At 36.1% G+C, this 23,681-nt stretch carries 15 protein-coding genes; 6 read left to right on the top strand and 9 right to left on the bottom strand.

What is annotated here, in order from left to right:
• Nucleotides 1-7 precede the first annotated feature (7 nt).
• Nucleotides 8-1,063, bottom strand: a complete 1,056-nt coding sequence (locus CLV32_RS06410; RefSeq protein WP_133553664.1) for a PIN domain-containing protein — start codon at nt 1,061-1,063, stop codon at nt 8-10.
• Between the two features lie 262 nt (nt 1,064-1,325).
• Here CLV32_RS06410 and CLV32_RS06405 point away from each other — a divergent pair, with 262 nt between their 5' ends.
• Together CLV32_RS06405 and CLV32_RS06400 are read left to right on the top strand one after the other, a co-directional pair.
• The gene (locus tag CLV32_RS06405; RefSeq protein ID WP_133553662.1) at nt 1,326-5,129 is read left to right on the top strand and encodes a hypothetical protein; all 3,804 of its coding nucleotides are present in this window, start codon (nt 1,326-1,328) and stop codon (nt 5,127-5,129) included.
• Between the two features lie 292 nt (nt 5,130-5,421).
• Nucleotides 5,422-5,952: an OB-fold nucleic acid binding domain-containing protein gene (locus CLV32_RS06400; protein ID WP_133553660.1), complete on the top strand. Its 531-nt coding sequence runs from the start codon at nt 5,422-5,424 to the stop codon at nt 5,950-5,952.
• 88 nt (nt 5,953-6,040) lie between these two features.
• Here the strand turns inward: CLV32_RS06400 and CLV32_RS06395 are convergent, their stop codons facing one another.
• The 6 genes from CLV32_RS06395 to CLV32_RS06370 all read right to left on the bottom strand — a co-directional run bounded on the left by CLV32_RS06395 (nt 6,041) and on the right by CLV32_RS06370 (nt 14,291).
• Nucleotides 6,041-7,897 (bottom strand): glycosyltransferase family 2 protein, encoded by a 1,857-nt coding sequence (locus CLV32_RS06395; protein ID WP_133553658.1) that lies wholly within the window; start codon nt 7,895-7,897, stop codon nt 6,041-6,043.
• Between the two features lie 36 nt (nt 7,898-7,933).
• Nucleotides 7,934-8,728 carry a hypothetical protein gene (locus tag CLV32_RS06390; protein ID WP_133553656.1) on the bottom strand — a complete coding sequence of 265 codons (795 nt, stop codon included), beginning with the start codon at nt 8,726-8,728 and terminating at the stop codon, nt 7,934-7,936.
• Nucleotides 8,729-8,763: 35 nt separating this feature from the next.
• Nucleotides 8,764-9,864, bottom strand: a complete 1,101-nt coding sequence (locus tag CLV32_RS06385; protein ID WP_133553654.1) for a glycosyltransferase family 2 protein — start codon at nt 9,862-9,864, stop codon at nt 8,764-8,766.
• A 72-nt stretch (nt 9,865-9,936) separates the two neighbouring features.
• Nucleotides 9,937-10,182 (bottom strand): hypothetical protein, encoded by a 246-nt coding sequence (locus tag CLV32_RS06380; RefSeq protein ID WP_133553652.1) that lies wholly within the window; start codon nt 10,180-10,182, stop codon nt 9,937-9,939.
• A 101-nt stretch (nt 10,183-10,283) separates the two neighbouring features.
• Nucleotides 10,284-12,707 (bottom strand): SusC/RagA family TonB-linked outer membrane protein, encoded by a 2,424-nt coding sequence (locus CLV32_RS06375; RefSeq protein ID WP_133553650.1) that lies wholly within the window; start codon nt 12,705-12,707, stop codon nt 10,284-10,286.
• Nucleotides 12,708-12,725: 18 nt separating this feature from the next.
• Nucleotides 12,726-14,291, bottom strand: coding sequence for a vitamin K epoxide reductase family protein (locus CLV32_RS06370; RefSeq protein ID WP_133553648.1), 1,566 nt, complete (start codon nt 14,289-14,291; stop codon nt 12,726-12,728).
• Nucleotides 14,292-15,335: 1,044 nt separating this feature from the next.
• Here CLV32_RS06370 and CLV32_RS06365 point away from each other — a divergent pair.
• The 3 genes from CLV32_RS06365 (at nt 15,336) to CLV32_RS06355 (ending at nt 20,444) form a co-directional block, all read left to right on the top strand.
• The gene (locus CLV32_RS06365) at nt 15,336-17,522 is read left to right on the top strand and encodes a peptidase domain-containing ABC transporter (protein WP_133553646.1); all 2,187 of its coding nucleotides are present in this window, start codon (nt 15,336-15,338) and stop codon (nt 17,520-17,522) included.
• A 25-nt stretch (nt 17,523-17,547) separates the two neighbouring features.
• Nucleotides 17,548-18,858, top strand: a complete 1,311-nt coding sequence (locus CLV32_RS06360; protein WP_133553644.1) for a putative HlyD family type I secretion protein — start codon at nt 17,548-17,550, stop codon at nt 18,856-18,858.
• Nucleotides 18,859-19,694: 836 nt separating this feature from the next.
• On the top strand, nt 19,695-20,444 hold the full coding sequence (locus tag CLV32_RS06355) for a LytR/AlgR family response regulator transcription factor (protein ID WP_133553642.1): 750 nt from the start codon (nt 19,695-19,697) through the stop codon (nt 20,442-20,444).
• A 19-nt stretch (nt 20,445-20,463) separates the two neighbouring features.
• On the opposite strand, the gene CLV32_RS23065 is transcribed toward CLV32_RS06355, so the two are convergent.
• Nucleotides 20,464-20,601: a hypothetical protein gene (locus CLV32_RS23065; protein ID WP_166641899.1), complete on the bottom strand. Its 138-nt coding sequence runs from the start codon at nt 20,599-20,601 to the stop codon at nt 20,464-20,466.
• 94 nt (nt 20,602-20,695) lie between these two features.
• Here CLV32_RS23065 and CLV32_RS06350 point away from each other — a divergent pair, with 94 nt between their 5' ends.
• A complete protein-coding gene (locus CLV32_RS06350; RefSeq protein ID WP_133553640.1) occupies nt 20,696-21,775 on the top strand; it encodes a sensor histidine kinase in 1,080 nt (359 codons plus the stop codon).
• Between the two features lie 489 nt (nt 21,776-22,264).
• On the opposite strand, the gene CLV32_RS06345 is transcribed toward CLV32_RS06350, so the two are convergent.
• Nucleotides 22,265-23,428, bottom strand: coding sequence for a TlpA disulfide reductase family protein (locus tag CLV32_RS06345; protein ID WP_133553638.1), 1,164 nt, complete (start codon nt 23,426-23,428; stop codon nt 22,265-22,267).
• Nucleotides 23,429-23,681 lie beyond the last annotated feature (253 nt).

The following is a 23,681-nucleotide window of genomic DNA, read 5'->3' as shown; positions in this document are numbered from 1 at the left end:
TAAATAATTATTCAGCAATTAATGCTGAATTAAGTTGTAGATCCTCAAATTTGTCATTAATTAATTTTAATGTTAAATCAAGATTGATCAAAGTCGGTAATACTTCATAATCCAGTGAGTAATTGATGTCATAATCCCCACTAGAATCTATTTGAGGTGAATAAGATTCATGCAGTACCACCATACCTACTTTACATGTAACCTGTGCGTTAACAAGTTTAAAATCCGAATTTATATCCTTGACTATGAAATCGTTTATTTGACTGACTTCAAAATCAAAAATGCCTTGAAAGTCTTTATAGATATTATCTGAGGTAGAATGTTTATTGTAAAAGTTTTTAAGGTCAACTTGCCTAAAAATCATAGTATCAAGTAGTATTTTCAGAGTTTGGAGATCAATATCACTTATTTTAAATTCAATGTCTTTAACAGTTGCAAATTCGTTTTCAATGAAAGATTGTAAACTATTATAATAAATTATTGTAAGGCCGTCTTCCTTCATTTGATCTAATAGACTGGATTCTAATCTTTCTCTACCAAAATCATGTGAATTTTCAGAAATGAAAATAATTCTCTCTAGCTTGTTGATTTTACAATGATCTATTATACTCTCCCAAAGTATAGCATCTTTCATGCCTTCACCAGACGCTTTGAAGGGCTTTTGCTTATTCAAACCTTTCATAACGACCCTATTAAAATCCAAAGAAGGTAATTCCTCTTGAATAATGACATTTTTAATAGTTGATTTTATGTAATTTAAGTATTCAATCGAATTTTTGTCTATATTTTCAGAATTGTATTTTTTAAAAGAATATAATGTGTTTGCTATATTTTCCAGTTGTTCATTAATTATGCATCTTTTTAAAGAACGTTCCACTACCTCTAACTCACCAAAAGCTTTATCGGTAGTACCCTTATAATTTCTAATTAATTCTTGACCAACTATAAATGGAACAAATAATTTATCATCAGTTTTCCTAAGATATGATATTAAGGCGTCGAACTTACTTGTCTTTAAGCTAAAATTTTTTTGGAAGATATTGGTATCTAATACTATATTCATGATGTGATAATTTTGGACGGATCTATTTTTTTCAGTTCCATTGGCAAGTAAAATAATTCTTTACTATGAAACAACTACAATCAAAATTTTCCTAAATTGTTAAAATTGCATTACCCTGTAGAAAATGAATTGAGTAAATTTACTCTAAAATGGTATCGCAATAAACATATAATGATATTATATTTTTCGCAATAACAGTTATTTATATTGCATTTATAGTAATTAGCGCTTATGTTTTTAGAAAAAAATATATTTTTAATATATGAAAATTAACGCACTTTCTCCAAAAGACATTTCTGGTCTAAAGCCAGATCAATTAATAGATCTTCTTGAAAAACTACTTTCATTAGAAACCTCGAAAGTTTATTTGCCATCGGAAATTAACAGCCTTTCAGTTCCCAAGGCGCTAACCGTGAAGGATGGTGGTGAGGATGCTAAAATAGCTCTGGATATATCTATAGCTGATAATAGGCTTGTTGGCTCTCAATGGATTAAAAATCCTGTTACAGTGTTTCAGTCAAAAGCGAGTAAAATGAGCCCAGATGATTGTTATAAGGAGGTAATTATTCCAAGAAAAAGAGGCCAGAAGGGGAAGAAAGAGCTTCAGCCAAAAATAAAAGAATGTTTAGATAAAGCAGGTGAATACATACTTTTCACCACCGACGAACTTGTTCCAACCTCCATTGACTTAAGAATTAAGGCAATTAAAAGAGCTTTTAATGAATCTGGTATTGCTGACACAGACGCCATAAAAGTTAGAATACTAGATGCAAATCAAATTTCAAGATGGTGCAACGAACATCTCTCTTCAATAATCCTCGTTCAGAGTTTTAAAGGAATACAAAGGCTTGGAACTTTCAGTGTATGGTCCGATTGGAACAAGATCTTTCGGAAGCAAAAGAAATATGAATATCAGGAAAGTACTAGCTTAAAAAGTAATACGCAATTATTGTTTGACGCTTTGCATAAGAAAGGCATAGCAAGGGTAATTGGACATAAGGGTTTAGGCAAAACCAGGTTTGTTCTGGAAAGCTTTAATCCTTCCAATAGTCAGCTAGCTGAAGTATTGAGTAGTTCAGTTGTGTATATTGACTTAGCTATCGCATCACCAACTGACCTAACAACCTTTATCCTAAACCATGGTCATCTTGAAGGTATTATAGTCATAGATAATTGTTCAGATGAATGGCACAATAATTACAGTCCACTAATTCGAGTAGCCTCTGGACTTAAAATGATAACTATAAATGATAGCAATGAAAATTTAAAGAATGAATATATAGTTTTAGATAGGAAAGGACAGGGAGAAGTTGTTCTAATGATGTTTAGAAATTGCTTTCCAGGATTAAGCGAAAGCGAGGTTAAGCATTTCGTTGAAATCTCGGAGGGTTTTCCAGAGATGGTTTCATTTATAGACGATGCGATAAAAAATAATAGTTCACAAGTAGTCCTAAATACATTGCCAAAAGATTTTGTCAATAAATTCCTTTTTCCTGATAATATAGATGCTGCTGAATATGATCTATTTAAAGCTTGTTCAGTGTTTACTGAATTTGGTTTTTATGACGATAAAATAGACGATATAATCTTTGATAGAGAAAGGAAAAAGCTTGAGTTGCAAAACGTTTTAATATATACCCAAATAGCTAAAATTCCTCAAACCAAATCAGCTTTTTACAAGTTTTGTACAAAGTATCGAGATAAAAGGTCATTACTTGAGAAGAGAGGATATTACCACTCAGTTATTCCTGAGCCAATTGCTGCCACCTTGGCTGCAGAATGGTGGGAAGAAACATCATTTGATTTTGTTTACACGGTTCTGCAAGAATTGAAAGAGTCAGAACTTTTAATTCCAATGATGGATAGATTAAGTAATATGGATCAAAGCGATCGTGCAAAAAATATAGTCTCAAAAGCATGGGGACCTAGTGGCCCTTTTTCAACAGCGGAAGTTTTAAATACTGAATTGGGTTCACGCCTCTTTCGCTCTGTAGTAGTAGTGAATCCTATAGCTACCGCAGATGCGCTGTCATATACTTATGAGGAATTTTCGATACAGGAACTCAAAGAGAAAGTGCGCTCTGGACGAAGAAATATTATATGGGCGTTAGAAAAATTAACATTTAGAGCTACTACATTTAATAGTTCGGTGAAGATGCTAATGAGGCTTGCTGCTGCGGAGAATGAGACTTTTGCAAACAATGCAACAGGACAATTACTGCAACTCTTTCATATTCAACTTGCAGGAACCGAAGCAAATTTAAAAATGAGAACTGAGGTTATAAAATGGGGCCTTAAACAAAGTGATCGTGAAGTCAATGAGATTGCAATTTTAGCTGGTAAACATGGGTTGAAGTCTAGCGGATTTCACCGTACAATTGGGGCAGAGAATCAAGGACTGAGTAGTCCGCTAAAAGATTACCAACCAGGAACTTGGAAAGAGATTTTTGAATACTGGGAAGAAATTTTAGAGGTTTTTACCTTAGCATTAGAGGAGGATAAGTCTTTAATTGACTCTGTTAAATCAGCTGTGGCATCTTCAATAAGGTCAATGTTCGAAAATGGCCAAGGGATGGTCATTAAAAAAAGTATAGAAAAAATATTATCTGTTGATGAAAACTTGTGGATTGATGCAATTAATAACTTAAAGAGGACGGTTGATTGGGATAAGCTAGGCGAAAAAGATCGTGTTATTGCTGAAGAGCTTTTACAAAAACTCCGCCCATTGAATATCGGAAGTAAGCTTAAACTAATTGTTGTAACACCGGAATGGGGATATCGTAAGGGGGATAATAGAGAGGAGGATAATCAAACTAAGGCTAAATTGTATGCATTAGAATTTGTTAATGAACCAACATTGCTAATACCATATTTAAAAATTTTGTTGGAAGGTGAGCAACGACAAGCTTTCAATTTTGGCGTTTCACTGGCAAGTTCAACTTACATAGAAATTTTATTACCAAAAATCCTAAGTCAATTAGCTGAGATACCTGAACCAGATCAGAACCCATCTTTTTTAGCTGGCATTATATCTCAACTCTCTGTCGAAATGCAGCGTAAAGTTATTGATGATATGCTTTCTAATAAAGGAGCCATAAAGCATATATTTCATATTATAAGATTAATAAATCCTTCCAAAGATGAGGTTTTTAAACTTTTTGATTTAGTAGACAATAAAGAAGTAAACATAAATAGCTTCCAAAGCTTTCAGTATGGGAAATTTTTAGATCAATTTGATAATAAGGATGTGCTCCAGCTTTGTGAAAAAATAGCCTCATATGGAAAAGAAGGCGTTTGGACTGCTTTTCTATTGATTACTCAATATTATTATGATGATGACGATAAGTGGTTAACAACGAGAGATTTTATTCGTTCTATAATGACTGACTATAATGTTTTAAATGATTTTGATTTTGCACCGCACGTTGAGGACTATGGCTGGTACCTGGCAATGAAAAAACTATTAGACAATACTGGAGATTTAGAGTTTGCTGAGAATATCTCTAATCAAATAGTTAGTGCATCATACAAAGAAGGATTTCCATATTTTGAAGAGTCTTTAAGAGAAATAGCAGAAATTTTATGTACGCAGTATTTCAAAATATTCTGGTTAAGGTCTTCCGAAGGATTATTATCAGATACAATTTCATTTTTAAATTTGAAGACTCTTCTTGGAGTAAAAAATGGGGTGTTTGGATATTCTGGAATTCTTTTTAATGGTGACCAAACCGAAATAATAAAATGGTGTATAGAGAACAATCCCAAAGGCGCATACCGAATAGCCTATATGATGCCTTTATTTGGTGAAGATACTTGGACTGACTTTGCACTTTCTATGATTGATGAATTTGGAGAGGACCAAAAGTTTCTTGATGAAATTGCTTCTAATTTAGGGAGTTTTGGAATGGTTGGCTCTTCAGAAAACTATTATTTAAAAGTAATAAAAATGGCAGGGGATTTATCAGATCATAGAATACCCAAAGTACGTAAGTGGGCAAAAAATTGCATTATTCACTATAATAAAAATATAAGACGAGATAAGTTGGATGAAGAAAATAGGGCATAAATATTATATACTGGATTTTAATCTTTTAAAATTCCAGTAAATTCCGTAATTTGGTGACTAATGAAATACAGTTCTTAAATTAAGATTTATAGTATAAGCAGGCAATGATGTTGCCTAATTTGTATGAATTATAAATTTTCAAATGAGGTTGCGTAATTCGTGGCGTCCCTATTATGGTAAGCGTATAAACAATTGTAGTATAGTGAGTTGCAGAAGGGGTTCGAGCCCATCATGGCTCACACCTTAAAAACCGTCTTACAAAGCAATTTGAAGGCGGTTTTTTTGTTTTTTGATGCTGATTACTGACTATGCCACGATTGGACTTTCATTAAAGGCGCATCCAGTGAGCTTTATCCGTGACCAACTGGATATGCTGCGCATTCTCTCAACCAAAGCGACAAACAATGACGCAGTAAATGGTCAGTCTGTAAAAGTTGCAGGGCTGGTATTGGTTAGGCAGCGGCCCGGTACTGCGGGGGGCGTCTGTTTTATAACTATAGAGGATGAGACTGGTTTTACCAATTTGGTAGTGTTTGAAAAGTTATTTGAAACCTATAGGAGGGAGATTCTGCATTCAAGGCTACTCATGGTTGAAGGTAAATTGCAGCGGGAAGGCAAGGTGGTGCATGTAATAGTAAAGAAGTGTTTTGATCTGACTAAGATGCTTGGCAAGCTTGTTCAACAGCCTCAGGAAGATCTTCCAGTTTTAACCTTATCCCGCGCTGATGAGAAATCTGCACCATATCCTACTCAAAATAAACGAACACAGGTGAGAGAAGACGTTGCAAAAGAAACTTTTCATAATGGACGAAATTTTAAATAAATGTTAGAACATTACTTTGAAAAGTTCAGGGATTTTATTTTAGGCTTTCGACCGAGAAAACTTTGTTGAAAAAATGGAGTGCATATCATTATAAAATATCCAAAAACTCTATTGATAAATCTATAATATCAGTAGTATCTTCATTTGAACACTTCGGGTGCAGAAAAGATTTAGTAGTAACAAGACGATCGACTGATAAGGCGAAATTTAGCATGGAATTGTGTTGATCTTCGGTATGAACAAAGTAACGCGTTAGATAAAAATTACACCACAGTGCAGTATTGTTATCATCCGAAAAATTTTGTACTCTTCTCATTTTGATAACTTTTTCCTCTATTGAGGAGATGGCTTCATCTAACTTAATTGAGCTGACTCGGCATGCTATTTTGTATAAAAAAGTTAATATTTTTAAATAATTTAGCTTAGGATGTGGAAGATTAATAACCTCCGATATTGCTGTATCCAGTCTAGAAAGAACGAATTTTTGAATGTATGTGTCAAAGACTGCGCTTCTGTTATTATTATTTGTAGTCGCTAGAAACTCAAGCAAGAACAAATAATCCTGACTAGAAAAATCTAAATCTTTGTCCATTAAACATAGACTGTCCAGCGATGTTTGATTGATTCTCTCCTGATCATGCCAATAGTCATTTACTGGGTTGCTTAAACGCGATAGGTGATATATAAGCTGTTGTAGAAACAATTTTGGCTTGGGCTTTTTGCCATTTTCATACATTAAAACCTGAAATTCAGCAAGTGTATCAATATCCCTCAGGTATTTATTTGTATCCTTTTTTAACATAGAATTTTTTACAAAATATTCTATAGTATTTCCAAATTGAAATGCTTGAGAAAAAAGGTGATTTTCAGCTTCAGAATCCATTTCAGTTATCAGACTTTTAAAAAGTAAATCCGTTGAGGCATTGACTGATTTGTTTTTAAAACAAGATTTGAATTTGATGAAAAATATTAAGCATGATATTTTGAATTCGAAAGGTTTGCTTATGCAAAAATCTCCGACGTTTTCCATAAGCCACTTAGCGAAGTTGTTTAGAAAAGCTCTAATTTGAATTAATGTTTCCTCATCTAAATGAGATGAAATTTCAGGTTTTAATCTCTTCAGTTTATTTATTTCTTTCAAAAGTATAAATCGGAACCGCTTAAGTCGGTTGTCAATAACTTCGTTATGACCTCTGGCGATCTCTTTAATAAATCTATTCTGTAAAAGTCCTTTATCTAGTCGCCAAGATTCGCTATTCGGACAATTCTCTTTCCGGAAATTTACGTCCCCCCGATCGGCACGTTTGATCCATCTGTTATACGAACGACATTGATAATGATTAATATTAGCAATTGAAATCTTAGAAATGGTGTTTGAGCATTCTTCGCCACTGCTATTAATACGTAACCCAAATTTGAGTTCGCAATAATGTGGATACTGGATTGATGAGATGGCAGCAACTTTCGTGAACGTTTTCACTTCGGAGCTCATATTTCTCATTCTTTTTACCAGACTGGAGGTAATCAATCTCTCAGGATCCTCTATCATACCATTATGTCCAAAAATATGCCAGTTCAATGATACAGCCGTAGCATTTGGGTACCGAGATAAAAAATATTTTAAATTGCGATCGCTCTGCAGTACAACAAATTCGTCCACATCAAAGAAAATTACCCATTCAAATTCATTAATGTAATCTTTTAAAGCAATTCTAAATGCTTGTATCTGAGTTTTTTCGGCATTAGAATCAAACCATGGAATGACGGTTGTATACGTATGGTGGGGTTGTAGATAGAGTCCTAAATTTTGTTTTTGATCATTGTCAAAAAGAAAAAAATGGTTAATTCCTAAGCGTTTATGATATACTAACCATTCATCTAAAAACTTTTCTTCGTCACGGAGTACCGATACTCCACAAATGTGCTTGTCGCTATTGAATGTCATGATATGGATGATTATTAATTACCAAATGTTAAGCCCTTATTTACAGGTCTTAATAAAAAATTCTTGAACAAGATATAGCACATACAATTGCCCTCGATAATCTAATCCCAAATGTAAAATGGTGTGCATTATCAATTCGACAAAGTTTGATCTACCCTGCGGTTTTACAATAAGCAGATTTGAGACGCGTTGAAAAAATTCCCACGTACTTGTGTCGTAAGTTTTTTCACTTGCATTTATCGCATTCAATTCCAAAATACTTTCAAAATTAAAGACTAGGTCAGCACAAGCATGGCTGCGGATTTGCTCTGCGATTGTTAAATCCTGCATTAGTTCATGCTTAAGGAAGATTTTGTTTATAATGTCTTGTATGGAAAGGCAGACAGATCGTTGATCATGTAACTTTGATATTGTGATAATTAGTTGCAAAAAAACACTTAATAGGTCTTCCTTTTGAAACGGGTTTTTGAGGATCCAGGTACTCAGTATTTGGGAATAATTAAATAGGAATTTATCCTTTTCGTGGAACTCATTGTGGACATTGAAATGGAATTTGAAGTTGTTTTCATACAATGAATTATTTGGATAATTCATCCATAGCGTCTTACCAAATTCTATATTAGAAGGAGGTGTACTCGTTGGGGTTTTTTTAAGATATTTTTTTATGGAATTTCTTGTGAAATCATTAACGGCTTTATGAATAGATTTGTCAGGGAATAAAACTAATCTAACCCCTTCGCCTTTTTCCGGGATAATGAATATGTGGTAGGGTAGATCTTCGAAAGCTTTAATCAGATTATGTATGCAATTAAATAATTCGCCCCATTTCATTGAATTATAATAGATAGAGTATGTTATTATTTTTCTCACCATGATGATAGCGTAATTACCTTCTCTCCAAAATTTCTGGTAACTGTTCCATTTCCAAATCCGTTTAAGTTTATTTTTTCCTCACCGAGATTAATATTCTTTTTCCATATTTCGCGGTTGTCTATCTCACATTTTAATAGTTTCAATTGGTCGGACAAATTATCGGAGGTCACTTTATAATATATTGCTTCTTCGGAACACTGATGTAATATCAACCCATCTTCAATTACGTTGAAATTTATAATTTTTAAATTATCGTCTGTTACTTGGAAAATGTTTGGTGAATGCGTCCAACTACATTTTTTCCAACCTTGGATGAGAAGTATCTTTTCTGATCCCATCTTTGTTGAAATTTGTTCTAGGTCATCATCAGTGTCATAAAGTGTACCCCACTCTAAAAAACCATCTTTAAAGAGATATAAAATTTCTGTCTTTGAAGGATCTTTATAGGATAAATAAATACTTAAGCAATTTCTTCCTATAAATTCGTTTGTAAAACGCTCGCTATTGGAATGATTGATGGCAGTTAAAAACTTTTGTTCGCTAAATTTAATTTGACTAAACTTATCTTTACAGAGCCTATCATATAGTTCCAAATCTTCAAAACCATAACCTTTCATTGATTCGTTATATCCTTTGGATGATTCGAAATCACTTTTTTTGATAACCAGTCTCCCAATTACATCCCGGTAAGTATATTCCGGGGTTAAAAAAAAGTTAGACTCACCTGATCCGTCGTTTTTTGTGAAAATCTTATTTATATAATTTGCAAAGCCAGCGCCTAAAAAGTTATCAGCGTCAACATTACAAAGAATTTCTCCTGAGGCTAAGCGAAAGGCCATATTTCTGGAGTGACTTCGATCAAAAAGCTCTGCTCCAGCATGCTGATAAAATTTCAAGAGACCAGTTTGCGAATACTCGTTTAATTCAGTTTTCACCCATTCTGCTATGTCATCTGTAGAGCTATAGTCTAAAAGAACAAATTCTAGATTTTTATAACCGATATTGTCGAGAATGTTTTTTTGTAAAGTTAATTTCAAATGATGCAGTCGATTCATCGATACCGTACAAAATGAAATTTTGTGTTTAGTCATCATTAGCTGCTGAATTATTGAGACATCATTATGAATTGTTAAATAGAAAGTGCACCCGGAATGCACTTCCTATTATTATACTAATTGGCAATCACTAGAAGAAATTGATGCGCAGACATAATATGTTCCACATTCTGCCGAATAGCACCTCAGTAGGTTTCCTCCCCACGATGATGGATCTGGATTAGTTGTACCATGACATGCATCAACTCCGTTGTACCATTGATTTTCGCAACCCGTGTAACCACCAGTGATTTTTTTCATTTGATCTTTACTTAGCATTTCTTTAATGCCACCAATTTTTAATTGAAAACTTTTCATATAAATCAGTTTTAAAATTTTTAGTCCCTTTAAAGGGAGACCAAACCTTGCCCTGTTTTCCTAAAGACAGGAAACTTATTGTCCGCGAAACAATATTTTAGTTAGTTGTTTTTCACAACTTCATATTTAAAAACTTTACTAAATACCTCACCTTTCGGAGTAATCCCCTCGATAGTTATAGTATAGTTACCAGGTAAATCCCCGTTAACGTAATTGAAAGTAGCTTTCCCGTCAATGCCAGTGGTAAGATTTGGACTCCAAAAGACCGTTGTTCTTAAATCATGCATTGAGTTGATTTCAGCTTTCGCATATTGCGGGACGAAGAACTGCTTTGGTATTGAAAAAAGAGGCTGAATTATTTTACCTCTGCTTTGTGCCATTTTCGTTTTACCAGGCAGCTTTGTTGTCACAATCATCACTCCACCCGAGCCTCTTATTCCGTAAATTCCTATGTGATCTATTGATCTTAACACTTCTATGCTCTCAACATCGCTTAAGTTGATTCCTTCGAGGCTCATTCCTTGAACACCATCAACAAGAATCAAAAGCGGTGGAGCATTCGTACCCGCATTGGATATGAGATGTAAGTCTTTATTGAAACCTATCAGCATTGGAAATACTTGACTCCAGTTCGACAGTTTGGATAGGAAATCTGAAGTAAAAATTTGATCCGCTTGACCTGGGCCATTCAGATTCAAAGATCTGGATTCTTTAGGTAGCTTTTGAACTGGCCTGGCGCCTGATACCTTTACTTCATTCAAATGAATGGTCTTGGCGGCGTTTTGATTGATCAGCGATCTTTCGCTTGCAATTGCCTTGAAATTAGATTCATCCGTTACGGAGAAATAATCTGCAAATTCTTTAAGGTGATTTGTTGAAACGATTTGGTCAATTTCATTATTCTCAGTCAATACTTCAAAATCTCCTATCTTTTTACTGATATCCAACCTTAATGGTTTATATATAAGACTATCTGGTAAGTTAAAAATAAAGTGCCCACGGCTGTCAGTAATGGTATCCAAAAGCACGCCTTTGCTGAGCTCTCCAGCTAGAATAGTGACTGCGGCGCCAGAAACAGGATCTTTAGATTTTGAAACGATTTGCCCTTTCAGTTGAAAATGGTTCTCATTAAAGCTTTTCAATGAGTGAATTACGTTTGACGTCCAATCTGGCAAACGTAATTTTTCCATTATAAGTAATTGGTTGAGCTTCAAATCTTTATCGGCGTTAGCGTCAGCAAAATAATAATTTGCATTTTTTACATAGTTTAAGACGTTAGAGCTGAGCAAAAGATTACTGTTTATTGTTAATTTAGTATTCTCATCTACAGGAAAGAAACTTGAGTTAATGGCAGAGACAGAAAAGTTCCCAAGCGTAGGTTTTCCATATTTGTCCGTGACAGCAATTTCCAATTGTACCGGTTCCCTGGTTGTGTAAATTTTCTTCAAACCCGGAATTTTGATATCTAAAGCCGTCTCGATCCTATTATAAACCAGTCTGCTGGTCACCGGATTTTTTGTCGAGTTGAATAGTGTAAACTGAATTAATCCCTCAGGTAATTTTGCCTTAGGGATCGCTAGACTGACAACACTATCTGGAAAATTAGTCTTGAATACAAACAAAGGAACTCCATTGTTTAGAGGTAAAAGAACTACTTCATCTTTATTCATTAGACGTTTTGTGGTTTGTAGAATAACATTTAGAGTATCGGGATTGTGAAGTTCAACGTGTATGACATAGCCTTCATTTTTTATAGTACTTAGGACCCGTTTTCTTAAAGTTTGATTACCAGAGACTATTTCTGCAAAATATATTGTACTTGACAGAGGAGTGAACTCAAAGGAACCAATTCCATTGGAGTCTGATTCAAATTTTGCCATGATATGATTCAAATTGTTCACAATATTGCCTTTGATTCGTATATTTCTTCTGTGACTATATCTTGCCCGAAAGGCGACAGTTGCCCTTAATCCATTTACAAGCTCTCCACTTTCCGGATAAAACTCAACATCTAGACCAGTACTTGTTGAATCCAAATTTGTTTGATAATCATCGACATTAGCTATGCTTGCAGCTGACCTATCATTAGTGTTAATTACGCGCAAAACTTTCTGGAAAGTTAACCTCTGGTCAGTATTTTTGATATGTTTAGTGTAAGCTCTTAGTAAATAATTGGCACTAGGTAAGTTTCCAGGTACCACAAGGGTTCCGGCTGCCAATCCGAGTTCGATCGGCACAGTCACGCGCATTTTAACTTGTCCAAGGAGATCTACAAGATCGAGTTGAAGGATCTTACTGTTTTCTGCTGGAACGTTGTTTTTAGCATAAACTACATATCCTTTAAACCAAATTGTATCGCCGGTTGCGTAATACACATTGTCTGATTGCACATAGACTTTTTCTGGTGAAACTTGTTTATTGTAGAGTTCAATATCCTGTAAGATTGTATTTCCGGATGATGTTTGTGCTCCTAATTTTACGGAGAGCATGATCAAGGAAAATAGTATAAGAGCTTTTATCTTCATAACAAAGTTGGATTTTTATTACAGGAAATAGGTCAATTCTTCAACGTGGTAGGTGGTAGGCAATGGGCTGCCATTGATATAGAAGGCCGGAGTATGGGTAACATTGGCGATCTCAGACCAGTAATATTGAAGATTAACGTGCTCGTAATCTGATGTAGTTATTTCTGCGGGATAATTTTTACTCCACCGATTGTATCCCTTTTCGACATGTTTATACCAATTTCCCAAAGCATCAAGGATTTCTTCGTCAGAATACGAACGACACATTGACATTAAATGCGCAGCCAATTGAATCTTTAAATCATCTTTCTTACCAGCACCAAAAATAAATTGAATTTTAAAACTTTCTGACGATCGATAAACATCAATCAACTTTGTATAAGCATTAGCACATGGGGGGCAGGTCAAATTAGCAACCATAGTTACAGTGTGTTCAAGTTTGGGATCACCGATTATAAAAGATTTTTTATCGCTTAGAAGACCATATTTTGCTTGCTTGCTTATGAGATGCCAAAAGTAGTCGTCGTCATATTTCGACTGAATCATTTGCATTTTTATCGCTGGGAGTTCTGTTGATGCTATAAGAATGGGCTTGAAAACAATCCAGAAGGAGATTGGCAGAGAAAAGATCGCCATTGCGTATACCAAGCTAGATATATTTGGAGCAAATGGCTGAAATAGGTCGGTTGTGCACATTGCTACAAACTCTAACCAGAATATTAGTTGGATAGCGCAGCAGAACACACACCATTTCCTAGCAATCAGCGCTTGAAAATATATAGAATAGAACGTGTATGGCAGGCAAAATAGCGTGAGCCAAAAAAGTATTCGATTTATGTTCTCACCTTTTGGAAAAATCAAAAGGAGACATGAGCCCGCGAAATAAAAAAAACCGACTTCTGACCAACTTAAAAAATCAAAAACTCTTGATGCTTTTGATGTTAAAATTGTATCACAATCAATAACATCGTTTTGAGCACAAACTTTCTTTATCCATGGATTCTTGGAATCTATTTGATGGAGAAGTAAGATACAAGAGATGATTAATCCCATGCTTTTCAAAACAATCAATGCTAGATATGAGAAATGAACATCTCTATCACCACCAATCTGGAAAATTAAAAAACATATTATTGAGGATATAAAAAATGGTAATTTAAGTGTCTGAATTCTCTGTAATAGAACTTTTTTAGCAAATGCGGCTTCGCCAGAATATTCATCTGATTGCGCTAAAAGAATATTTCCCGAAAACATTTCGTCAAACTCCTGAATTGTAAATGAATGATGTACATATTGATCATTGCTTACCGCAATATGTTCAGAAGATACCGATTGTACTAAAACAAATTCTCCATTTCTGCTATAGAGTTGGGCAATGAATGGACAAGGGATTTCAGATAAGTCGGCTGTGTTGACCTTATAAGCTCCGTTTGGCATCTTCCATTTATCCAAGACATAACTGATCGTTGAGATACTTGGGAAATTAGGATGTCCATGTACTTCTGCCAGAATTGTGCTGGTCGTTACCTTAACCTTCAGAACATTTACAAGGTGTTGTAAAACATATGAAATATTACTTTTCATTTAAAACGGATTGAGAAATTATTTACGACTTGATAAATTGAGATGGGCATGTCGATCGATACAGGTTTTCTAGACCTTATTATGATAAATTATCATGCGCTCGACTGTACAAAAAAAAATGTGCGTAAAGAGGCCTTTGACGGTCCAAGAGAAGGGAGGAGGCGTTATCTTGTTCATACAGATTTGGTTAGAAGTAGCGAAATGCTTAGACTAATATAACGATATTTCTATAAATTAAAAATATTTCTTAACCGAACCGAAGTTTTTATTAAAATAATCAACTATATATAGCAATAGACCTGCTTTTAACCGTGTGTGATTTATTTGCACATTTTTAGCAACTTACAAAGTTTATTTTGTTTATATAGAAATACACTCTTGACTCCCTTACAACAAGATGCAGTTGAACTTGTTCTGGGCTCGATAACACGGAATGCCAGAAGATTAAATACCGCTGTGGATTCCGGAATATTCCGTAGTGATAATGTAACAGCATAATTTCTTCGAGCCGATTGCGAAAGCAAGCGAGTGCTAATTATATCAAGAACAGTTGAAAACAAAATGTAATCGCTACTCGATTTGTATAACTGAAAATTCCTTCACCGTCAGCTAAGAGTTAGATTCAAAATTAAACATGATAATATTGTCATCATATCTATTGCTTTGTTTCGAATGAAAAATATAAAAGCGAGCTAAAACATGTTTAAGAAAAATCTGCTTTAGTTATTTTTAAATGGAAGCGTGGTATCGCTAAATTGAATAAGGTGTTCTAGAAAAAGGTTCTCAAAATGCAAGTGCCGGATTTTATTAGATTGTTTGTTGAATTTAAGAGTTGATCACATTTCGGTGGATGAAAAAGCCTGATCTTAGCTATATCAAATAATAAATTTCTGACGCGAACATTAGGAAATGCAGCCCAGGAAGTTCTAATTAATCGTCGAGAACTATATCTTAGAGGTTAAATATGGTGATATGAAAAAACATTTTTATTACTGTTATTTTTATAATACATTAGAGATACAAGAAAATTAAATCTGCTCTTATTTGAAAACCTTTCCTTTTTATAAACAACCCGATCAGATGGACTGCGGTCCAACTTGTTTGAGAATAATTGCCAAATATTATGGTAGAACATTCAGTTTGCAACGACTGCGTGAACAATCAGGAATTTCAAGGGAAGGTGTTTCGCTCCTTGGTATCAGTGAGGCAGCAGAGAAAATTGGTTTTCGTACAACAGGCGTTCGCCTGACTCTGGAAACACTTTCAGATGTCGAACTCCCAGTAATTCTGCACTGGAATCAAAACCATTTCGTAGTGCTTTATAAAGTAAAGAATGGGAGTTATTATATCTCTGATCCAGCAAAGGGACTAATGTCTTATAAAGAGACGGAATTTCTTAAAGGATGGACAAATTCCAACAAAGGCGATGAATCTAATGGGATCTTATTAGGATTGGAACCCACGCCAAGCTTTTATTCCCAGGAAAACGACAAGGAAGCCGGAATAAAACTAACCTATCTTGCCGGCTATCTTTTCAAATATAGACAGCTTATACTTCAACTCTTTATTGGACTTGGTGTTGGTAGTTTATTGCAGCTTATTCTTCCGTTTCTCACACAAAGTCTTGTAGATACAGGTATTAATACAAGAAACCTGAGTTTTGTCTACATTATATTGATAGCACAAACAATGTTATTCCTGGGAAGATTAAGTGTGGAATTTATTAGATCATGGATTCTGTTGCACATCAGCACGCGACTTAATATATCTATACTGACGGATTTCATCATTAAATTGATGAAACTGCCGATGAGCTTCTTTGATACAAAAATGACTGGCGACATCATGCAGCGAATGAGTGATCAGGGAAGGATTCAAAGCTTCTTAACGGGCTCCACCCTAAGTGTTGTGTTTTCTATGTTCAACCTGATAACTTTTTCAGTAGTCCTGGCATGGTACAGTACTTCCATATTTTTGATTTTTCTAGGGAGTAGTTTGCTTTATACGTTGTGGATCATTGTATTTTTGAGACAACGGCGTGTTTTGGACTTTAAGCGTTTTGATATTTCAGCTAAAAATCAAAGCGCAATAATGCAGTTGATCGGTGGAATGCAGGAAATCAAGCTCAATAACTGTGAGCAACAAAAACGATGGGAGTGGGAGGGGATACAGGCGAATTTGTTTAAATATAGTGTGCGCAGTTTATCTTTAGGTCAGTTTCAACAAGCAGGGGCCTTTTTTATCAACGAAGGGAAAAATATCTTAATCACTTTTATAGTTGCCAAGTCGGTCATCGATGGCCAACTCACACTAGGAGGGATGATGGCTATTCAGTACATTATTGGGCAACTGAATAGCCCGATAGAGCAGATGCTTGCATTTCTTCAGCAACTCCAGGACGCTAAAATAAGTTTGGAGCGACTAAATGAGATACATGAGATGGAAGATGAGGAACCAAGTTCGCGAACTTTTTCGCATACGCTGCCGTTGAATACTTCGATCACTTTGTCAAACGTGACTTTCGGTTACCCAGGTGCCGGTAATGAGCCTATTTTAAAAGGGATTGATATAGTTATTGAGAATGGCAAAACCACAGCAATAGTTGGAATGAGTGGTAGCGGTAAGACGACAATATTAAAAATGCTTTTGAGATTCTATAAGCCCCAGAAGGGAGAAATAAGGATAGGTGCATCCACAATCGATGAAATTGGTTACAAGTACTGGCGTAGTCAGTGTGGGACAGTGATGCAGGATGGTTACATTTTCTCGGACACAATTGCGAAAAATATTGCTGTTGGCCAGGAAAATCCTGACATTCCCAAATTACTAAACGCTGTCCGTATGGCCAATATTATGGAATTTGTTCAAGGCCTGCCCTTAGGATTAAATACGAAAATTGGCCAGGAAGGTAATGGAATTAGCCAGGGTCAGCGGCAGAGGATCCTGATCGCCCGTGCTGTTTATAAAGATCCTGAATATATTTTCTTCGACGAGGCAACAAACGCGCTTGATGCCAACAATGAAACAATAATCATGGAAAACTTAGAAGACTTTTTTATCGGTAAAACAGTTGTGATCGTTGCTCATAGGCTCAGTACAGTTAAAAATGCTGATCAAATTATTGTCTTGAATAGAGGTGTTATATCAGAGCAGGGTACACACAAAGAGTTGACGAATCGTGGTGGTGAATATTATCAACTGGTAAAAAACCAGCTGGAACTAGGGAATTAGAACAATTACGTAAAAAATATTTGTGATGGAAGATTTAGAAAGTAGAAAAGTTCTAGAACACAGACCTAATAATTTTAATGAGACCATAAGTGAAGAAGTTCAGGAAATTATTACGGCTGTCCCATCCTGGATTGTACGTTGGGGTATAACCTTAGTATTTACAATCCTGGGGGCAATAGTCTTGTTATCGTCACTCATAAACTATCCCGACGTGGTATCCACGCCGCTTAAAGTTAACAGCCTGAACTCTCCAAAGACAGTTTTGGCTTATCAGTCAGGTAAGCTTACAACATTATTGGTTTCTGACGGTGACTCTGTAAAGCAGCACCAGATTTTAGCATATATGGAATCTACGGCTTTGCCGGCCGATGTGTTTCTTTTGGCTAAGGTTTTGCGCCGGCTCCAGGAGTCCCTAAACCAAAAGTCCCTGGAAATCGTAGACCTGCCAAGTAATTTGCAACTTGGTGAACTTCAGTCTGCTTATCAAACTTTTCACAATGAGTTCCAACTATATCAGGCTACCAGACAAAATGGCTATTATATAGCTAAGCAAGCTTATTTGAGGAAAGAGTTAACGACGATAAAAGTACTCAAGTCGAAAATACTTAATCAAAGGGCTTTACAAGAGCAGGAGTTCGTAAATCAACAAACCTCATATGAAGCCTACAAAAGCCTTTATTCCAAGAATGTGATATCCAAAGGTGAATTTCTTGAGCAAGAGAACAAATACCTTGCGGCTAAACATCCACTTCAGCAGACGGAAACCTCTGTAATTAGCAATGGAACTGAATATCTTGCCAAAGAAAAAGAGTTACTTGATTTAGAACACATTATAGTTGAGCAGCAAACAAAGTTTGTTCAGGTATTAAATCAATGTGTTAATGAAATTGATAAATGGACTTTACAGTTCGTTTTGAAAGCTCCATTGGCTGGGAAAGTAACTTTTGCGGGGATTATTCAACAGAATCAAAATGTCGGCATAAATCAAGAGATTTTTATCGTTAATCCAGGCAATACTAATTTTTATGGCGAAGTTCAAATTCCTCAATATAACATGGGAAAGATTCGCGAAGGTCAAAAAACTTTAATCAAACTTCGAAGTTTTCCATACGAACAATATGGTTTAGTAAGAGGCACTTTGACTCATGTTTCTGATGTTGCATTTAGAGATAGTATTTTTATTGCTAAGGTCCGCTTTGATTCCTTCGAAAACAAAGATCCGTTAAAAAAAATACAGTTAAAAACGGGGATGTTGGCAGATGCCGATATCATTACAGAAGAAAGTTCTTTGCTTCAGCGTTTTTTCAGAAACTTTACCAAAATTTTGAACAGGTAGTAAATATTTGCTACTAAGCGATGCGATTTATGTTAAAATAATGTGCCAATTGTGCACCAATGGACTATGGAATTGTAACAATAAAGTAGACACTCAATTAAGCTGCGATAATTTGGTTGTTTAAGTCTCTTCCAAATTCCTTTGTACACATACCCGAATGCAGAATGTAATCTTTCCTGGTTATAGGATGTGTCTATATATTCCTATACAAAACGGACTGCCTGCTCTTTGTCAGTGAGCATATGTTGGCACATGCATTCAGTCTGAATGTCTTAAAAAAGCTCTCAGCCCATGCGTTGTCTCAGCAATTTCCTTTTGAGCTAGAGATTGATAAGGCCGCAAGGCTTTCATGAAAAATATCCAGAACTAGGGCTACGCGAAGATATGGGAGTCCAGTTCATTTAAATAGCTAACTTCAAACTTTTATAACATACGTCTCTTATGGTTAGACGATATCTAGATTATTATCTTTTTTAGATTAGTTAACATACTTATTGAATAATAGGCAATTATTAGGCAGGTTGAAACCAAGTGGCCCTTTATTGAAGATATATGTCATCTTTTTGAAAATTGTAGCCTCCGGCCCTTAAAATTTTAGATAACTAGCCAAGTATTCCGGAAATTAAATCGATCCTCGTCAAAAATCTACTAATTCTCTAGTAACACTGCTGTTTGGTGGCCTGAATAGCTTATTCCTGGCCATTCTTACTACACAAATTTTCTAGCCGCCATTTCTTGACGAAACGGGTCATTTTCATGCTGAATGTTGGCAATTCCGGGTTGAGGAATGGAATTAATCTCACTTTTTATATATATCTATGTATAAAGGAATTTGAATGTATAATTGTGTTATTATAGACGACGAACCGCACGCCATAGCAGGCCTGAGCGCCTACATCGAAAGGTTGCCGGAATTTAATATTATAAAAACCTATCTGGAACCATTGGTCGCGCTTCGAGAAATAAGTACGCTTCCGCCGATCGACATTATTTTTATCGATGTAGATATGCCCTTAATGAGCGGTATTGAGCTGGCGAAGGAAATCAGGTCCAAGACACATTACCTTGTCTTTACCACGGCCCATACTGAATACGCTTTCGAAGCATTCGAAATACATGCTGATGGATATCTTTTAAAGCCATATACGCTGGCCAGGTTTTTTATCGAGATCAACAGACTTTTCCCTGCACAGCTCCCACAACTTTCTGATGACGAAGTTCCTGAATCGAAAACTAGGGATTATTTCTTTGTGAAGAATAAGGATGACAATCTGCGAATGGTCAAGGTCATCTATACGGATATTATCGCAGTCGAAAGTAAGCACAATTATGTGATGATCTACACCGTGAAAAAGAATGTGATGACCTATATGTCATTGACAGAGATTTTCAGAACGTTGGCTCAGATGTCTGATTTTATACAGCTCCATAGAAGTTTTGTGGTGAATAAGGAACATATTGAAACAATTCAAGGGAATACGGTCTGTTTAAGCGACGGGCTAAAATTTACGGTAGGGGATAATTTTAAGAAAGTATTTGCCGAATTTTTATCGTCTAGGATGATCAAAACGGGAAAGCGTTGGTGATCTCCCGTTTTGATTTTGACTAACAGGTAAGTGAGGTAGTGGTCATGACCGTATTGGTCATTGGGTCTGTCTCATTTTCTCTTTTTCCATTTTTGGTTTTTGGTGATTTGTAAACGAATAGTGTTTTGGCTACAATTTTTAAAGACTTGTTTTTCATGATTATTAATTTTTCATAGAACTTAAATAATGATGAAGTCAACTGAAAAATACGTTATCTTAAAAGGTCTATTTTCTATCTATAAAGCTTAATTATGAACAAATTTATTTTAGCCTGGGTTCGGGACAACAGGATTCATTTTTTTGCCTGGCTGTGCTTCTTTACTTATGAAACCATATTAATTGGACTCATGGGTGGGCTTTTTCCCAGTCCTTTAGTAGGCCCTTTACACTTTTTGGTCAACGCGGCCTTCTTTTACCTTCATGCAGGTGTAATACTTCCCATTAGATTTGCCGGAGGCCCTCACTATCTGCTCATACCGGCCATTGCATTGGAACTTGCCTGTTATGTGATAGTTCATTTTGGGCTCGATACCGCATTGATTGGGGCGGGCGTCATCCAGTTAAAAAGGGAATATGTACTTGACATGAATGTAATTGCCAGAAATCTATATAGGGGCATTTACTTTCTTGGGTTCTCAACGGGATATTATTTCCTGATCACTTATTTGGAACAGCGTAAAAAGACAGAGCAGCTGGAGCAGGAAAAATTGAAGGCAGTAATTCACAATCAGCACATAACGCAGCAACTTTCTGATGCACAAAACGCATTTCTAAGGGCCCAAATTAATCCTCATTTTCTTTTCAATACTTTGGATTTTATCTATTATAATGTAAACCAGCACTCGCCGGTTGCCGGGGAGGCGATAGCCCGTTTAGCGGAGATGATGCGTTTTTCGATTGCTGCGGGTGCCGGCGATACCGTAACGGCGATGGAAAGGGAGATTGAACAGGTCGAAAATTTGATTTACCTTAATCAGATCAGAAAAATTTCCCCGCCAGTCATTGATTTCAACTATGGTCCTGAGTGCCGTAAACTAAAGCTAATTCCGCTAGTGCTGCTTACCTTGGTTGAAAATATCTTCAAGCATGGTTATCTGGGTAGCACTGGCCTAGAGATTGCGACTATTCATGTTGGAATCATTGACGGCCGATTGCATATCCGTACGCGCAACGCCATTAACGAGGTCAACAGTCGTCCGGGAATGGGGACTGGCTTGAAGAATGTTTCTAACAGATTGCTTTTTGCATATGGAAAGAATGTCACGTATTCATATGCAAGGTTGGGAACCAACTTTCACGTGGAAGTCAGCGTTCCGATTTCACTGTTGTAGATCTATTTGACAGTGAAGCTGTTTGGTGACACGCTTATCATAAATTTAGCAAGAGCGGCGGTCGCCTGTCATTATAGTCTCCGAGGTAGGAAGATCGGATTTACTCGCTGTAACTATACAAGCTTAACACTCCTTAACAGATAAATGGATTGAGCGTATGGCCGTAGTTTTCCTTTCATAGCGTAACGATATCGATAATGTCGCTGGATATGGAAGCGCTCTGCTTATGATTACATTACCTTTTTTACGCATTACTGCGTCTAATCAAAATGAATTTACTCACAGGCTATACAGGGAGTTAATTCATTTTCTACACATTAACCATTTGAAAACTCACGGTCCGATACATAGGGGTACTCTAATTAGCCTCTAGAAGATATTTTTAAATGGATATGTTGCCCTTGCCAACCTTTTAGCTCAGGTTGGACTTTACATTGAAAAACGGATTGCCCTAAAAAGTGATTCATTCCAGATGAGGGGTTAATTGGGCTATTCAAATATCCTGCGAAGGTCTTTTTCAAGCTCCGCTGTCAGTCCATTATCATATCTCCCGATGATGACCCCTGTTTTATCTACCATTACTATCAATGGGATATTAGGTATTGAGTACTTCATCATCAGGCCTTCGTTTTGGAATGGAATAGGATCTAAGGCTTGGTGCCATACCATTTTTTCCATGTCAACTGCCTTTGTCCATGCCTTTTTATCTGTATCGACGGAAATGCTAACGATTTCAAGTCCAGTTGGATTATATTTTTGGTAAATTTCTTTTAAACGGGGTATCTCATCGCGACATGGTATGCACCAGCTAGCCCAGAAAACAACTAGAACATATTTTTTTCCTTTAAAGTCTTCAAGCTTCAGCTGCCCGCCATTGACATTTGTTAAAGTGAATCCAGGAGCTTTAGCGCCTACTATCGAGGCTTTACGCGAATTAATTTCCCTTTCCAGGGTCTGACCAAATGTGCTCTCCCGGTTTTCCTTTCCGAAACTATCAAAGAAAGTCTCTGTTGAATCTAGCGAAATTATTCGCTTTATAAAATAACTAGTTAGAAGTTGGGAGCTGAGGTAAGATTTTGGATTTTTTTGGATAAAAGCATAGTCTATTTTTTTATTTTTTTCGGCATTTGCGGAAAGTTCTGAACGTACCAACCTTATTTTTTCAGACGCACCTGTTAATGTATCGCCACTTTTGACACTTTTGTCCAAGTCCCTGAGCCTGCTGTTGAGTTCAGTTTTTTTCTGGTTGAGCGCTTTTTTTCTGTCCTCCAATGCATCTGCCTCGCTTTGTGTCTTTGATCCAATGATTTTTGCGTGCTTGAAATCATTTTGGGTTAGGTTGACCGTAATCTCATTATTTTCCAAAAATAGCGAAACGGAATTCGGGTCGCTTACCGATATGGTACTACGCATACCACGTAACCATGCATTATATGCACCTTTGACCGATCCGCTGAATCTAAAATCACCATTATCTAGACGAGCAGAGTCACGGATGTCCTTTCCATTTGCGTTCAAATACCTCAAGTAAATATACCCCGTGTCGCGGCCAGTGAGATGGCCTTTCAACTGAAAAGATTGTGGTGTGTTTTTCTGTTGCGCTGCAGCTATGCCAAAAGAGATAAAGAAAAATAAGAGTAGCACTTTTTTCATGAAGGATAAATAGATTTGGATAAGATACAAATAATATTACCCTGGGGCAAATTAGCCCACAGGGTAAGGGATGGATTAAGCTTAGCCTAAAGTCTCTGAACTACTAGTTGCGCACGTTGTACCCCAAGTCGGATTTACTTCAACGCATTTCGGACAATTGCCACCGCATTCGGAATCTTTAGTACATCCTCGGTCAAGACATCCGCCCTCATCCTGGCTACCGCCCATAATTTTTTTCATGTCGGACTTGCTT

It is taken from the genome of Pedobacter duraquae (assembly GCF_004362245.1).
Classification (GTDB): Bacteria; Bacteroidota; Bacteroidia; order Sphingobacteriales; family Sphingobacteriaceae; genus Pedobacter; species Pedobacter duraquae.
The sequence above is the reverse complement of the archived record's forward strand: the minus strand, read 5'-3'. Positions and strand labels throughout refer to the sequence as shown.

Coding starts and splice junctions, on each gene's coding strand:
- CLV32_RS06360 (WP_133553644.1), top strand. CDS start 17,548: ATGGAAGATTTAGAAAGTAGAAAAGTTCTAGAACACAGACCTAATAAT.
- CLV32_RS06355 (WP_133553642.1), top strand. CDS start 19,695: ATGTATAATTGTGTTATTATAGACGACGAACCGCACGCCATAGCAGGC.
- CLV32_RS23065 (WP_166641899.1), bottom strand. CDS start 20,601: ATGAAAAACAAGTCTTTAAAAATTGTAGCCAAAACACTATTCGTTTAC.
- CLV32_RS06350 (WP_133553640.1), top strand. CDS start 20,696: ATGAACAAATTTATTTTAGCCTGGGTTCGGGACAACAGGATTCATTTT.
- CLV32_RS06400 (WP_133553660.1), top strand. CDS start 5,422: ATGCTGATTACTGACTATGCCACGATTGGACTTTCATTAAAGGCGCAT.
- CLV32_RS06390 (WP_133553656.1), bottom strand. CDS start 8,728: ATGAAATGGGGCGAATTATTTAATTGCATACATAATCTGATTAAAGCT.
- CLV32_RS06410 (WP_133553664.1), bottom strand. CDS start 1,063: ATGAATATAGTATTAGATACCAATATCTTCCAAAAAAATTTTAGCTTA.
- CLV32_RS06375 (WP_133553650.1), bottom strand. CDS start 12,707: ATGAAGATAAAAGCTCTTATACTATTTTCCTTGATCATGCTCTCCGTA.
- CLV32_RS06405 (WP_133553662.1), top strand. CDS start 1,326: ATGAAAATTAACGCACTTTCTCCAAAAGACATTTCTGGTCTAAAGCCA.
- CLV32_RS06345 (WP_133553638.1), bottom strand. CDS start 23,428: ATGAAAAAAGTGCTACTCTTATTTTTCTTTATCTCTTTTGGCATAGCT.
- CLV32_RS06370 (WP_133553648.1), bottom strand. CDS start 14,291: ATGAAAAGTAATATTTCATATGTTTTACAACACCTTGTAAATGTTCTG.
- CLV32_RS06385 (WP_133553654.1), bottom strand. CDS start 9,864: ATGATGACTAAACACAAAATTTCATTTTGTACGGTATCGATGAATCGA.
- CLV32_RS06380 (WP_133553652.1), bottom strand. CDS start 10,182: ATGAAAAGTTTTCAATTAAAAATTGGTGGCATTAAAGAAATGCTAAGT.
- CLV32_RS06395 (WP_133553658.1), bottom strand. CDS start 7,897: ATGACATTCAATAGCGACAAGCACATTTGTGGAGTATCGGTACTCCGT.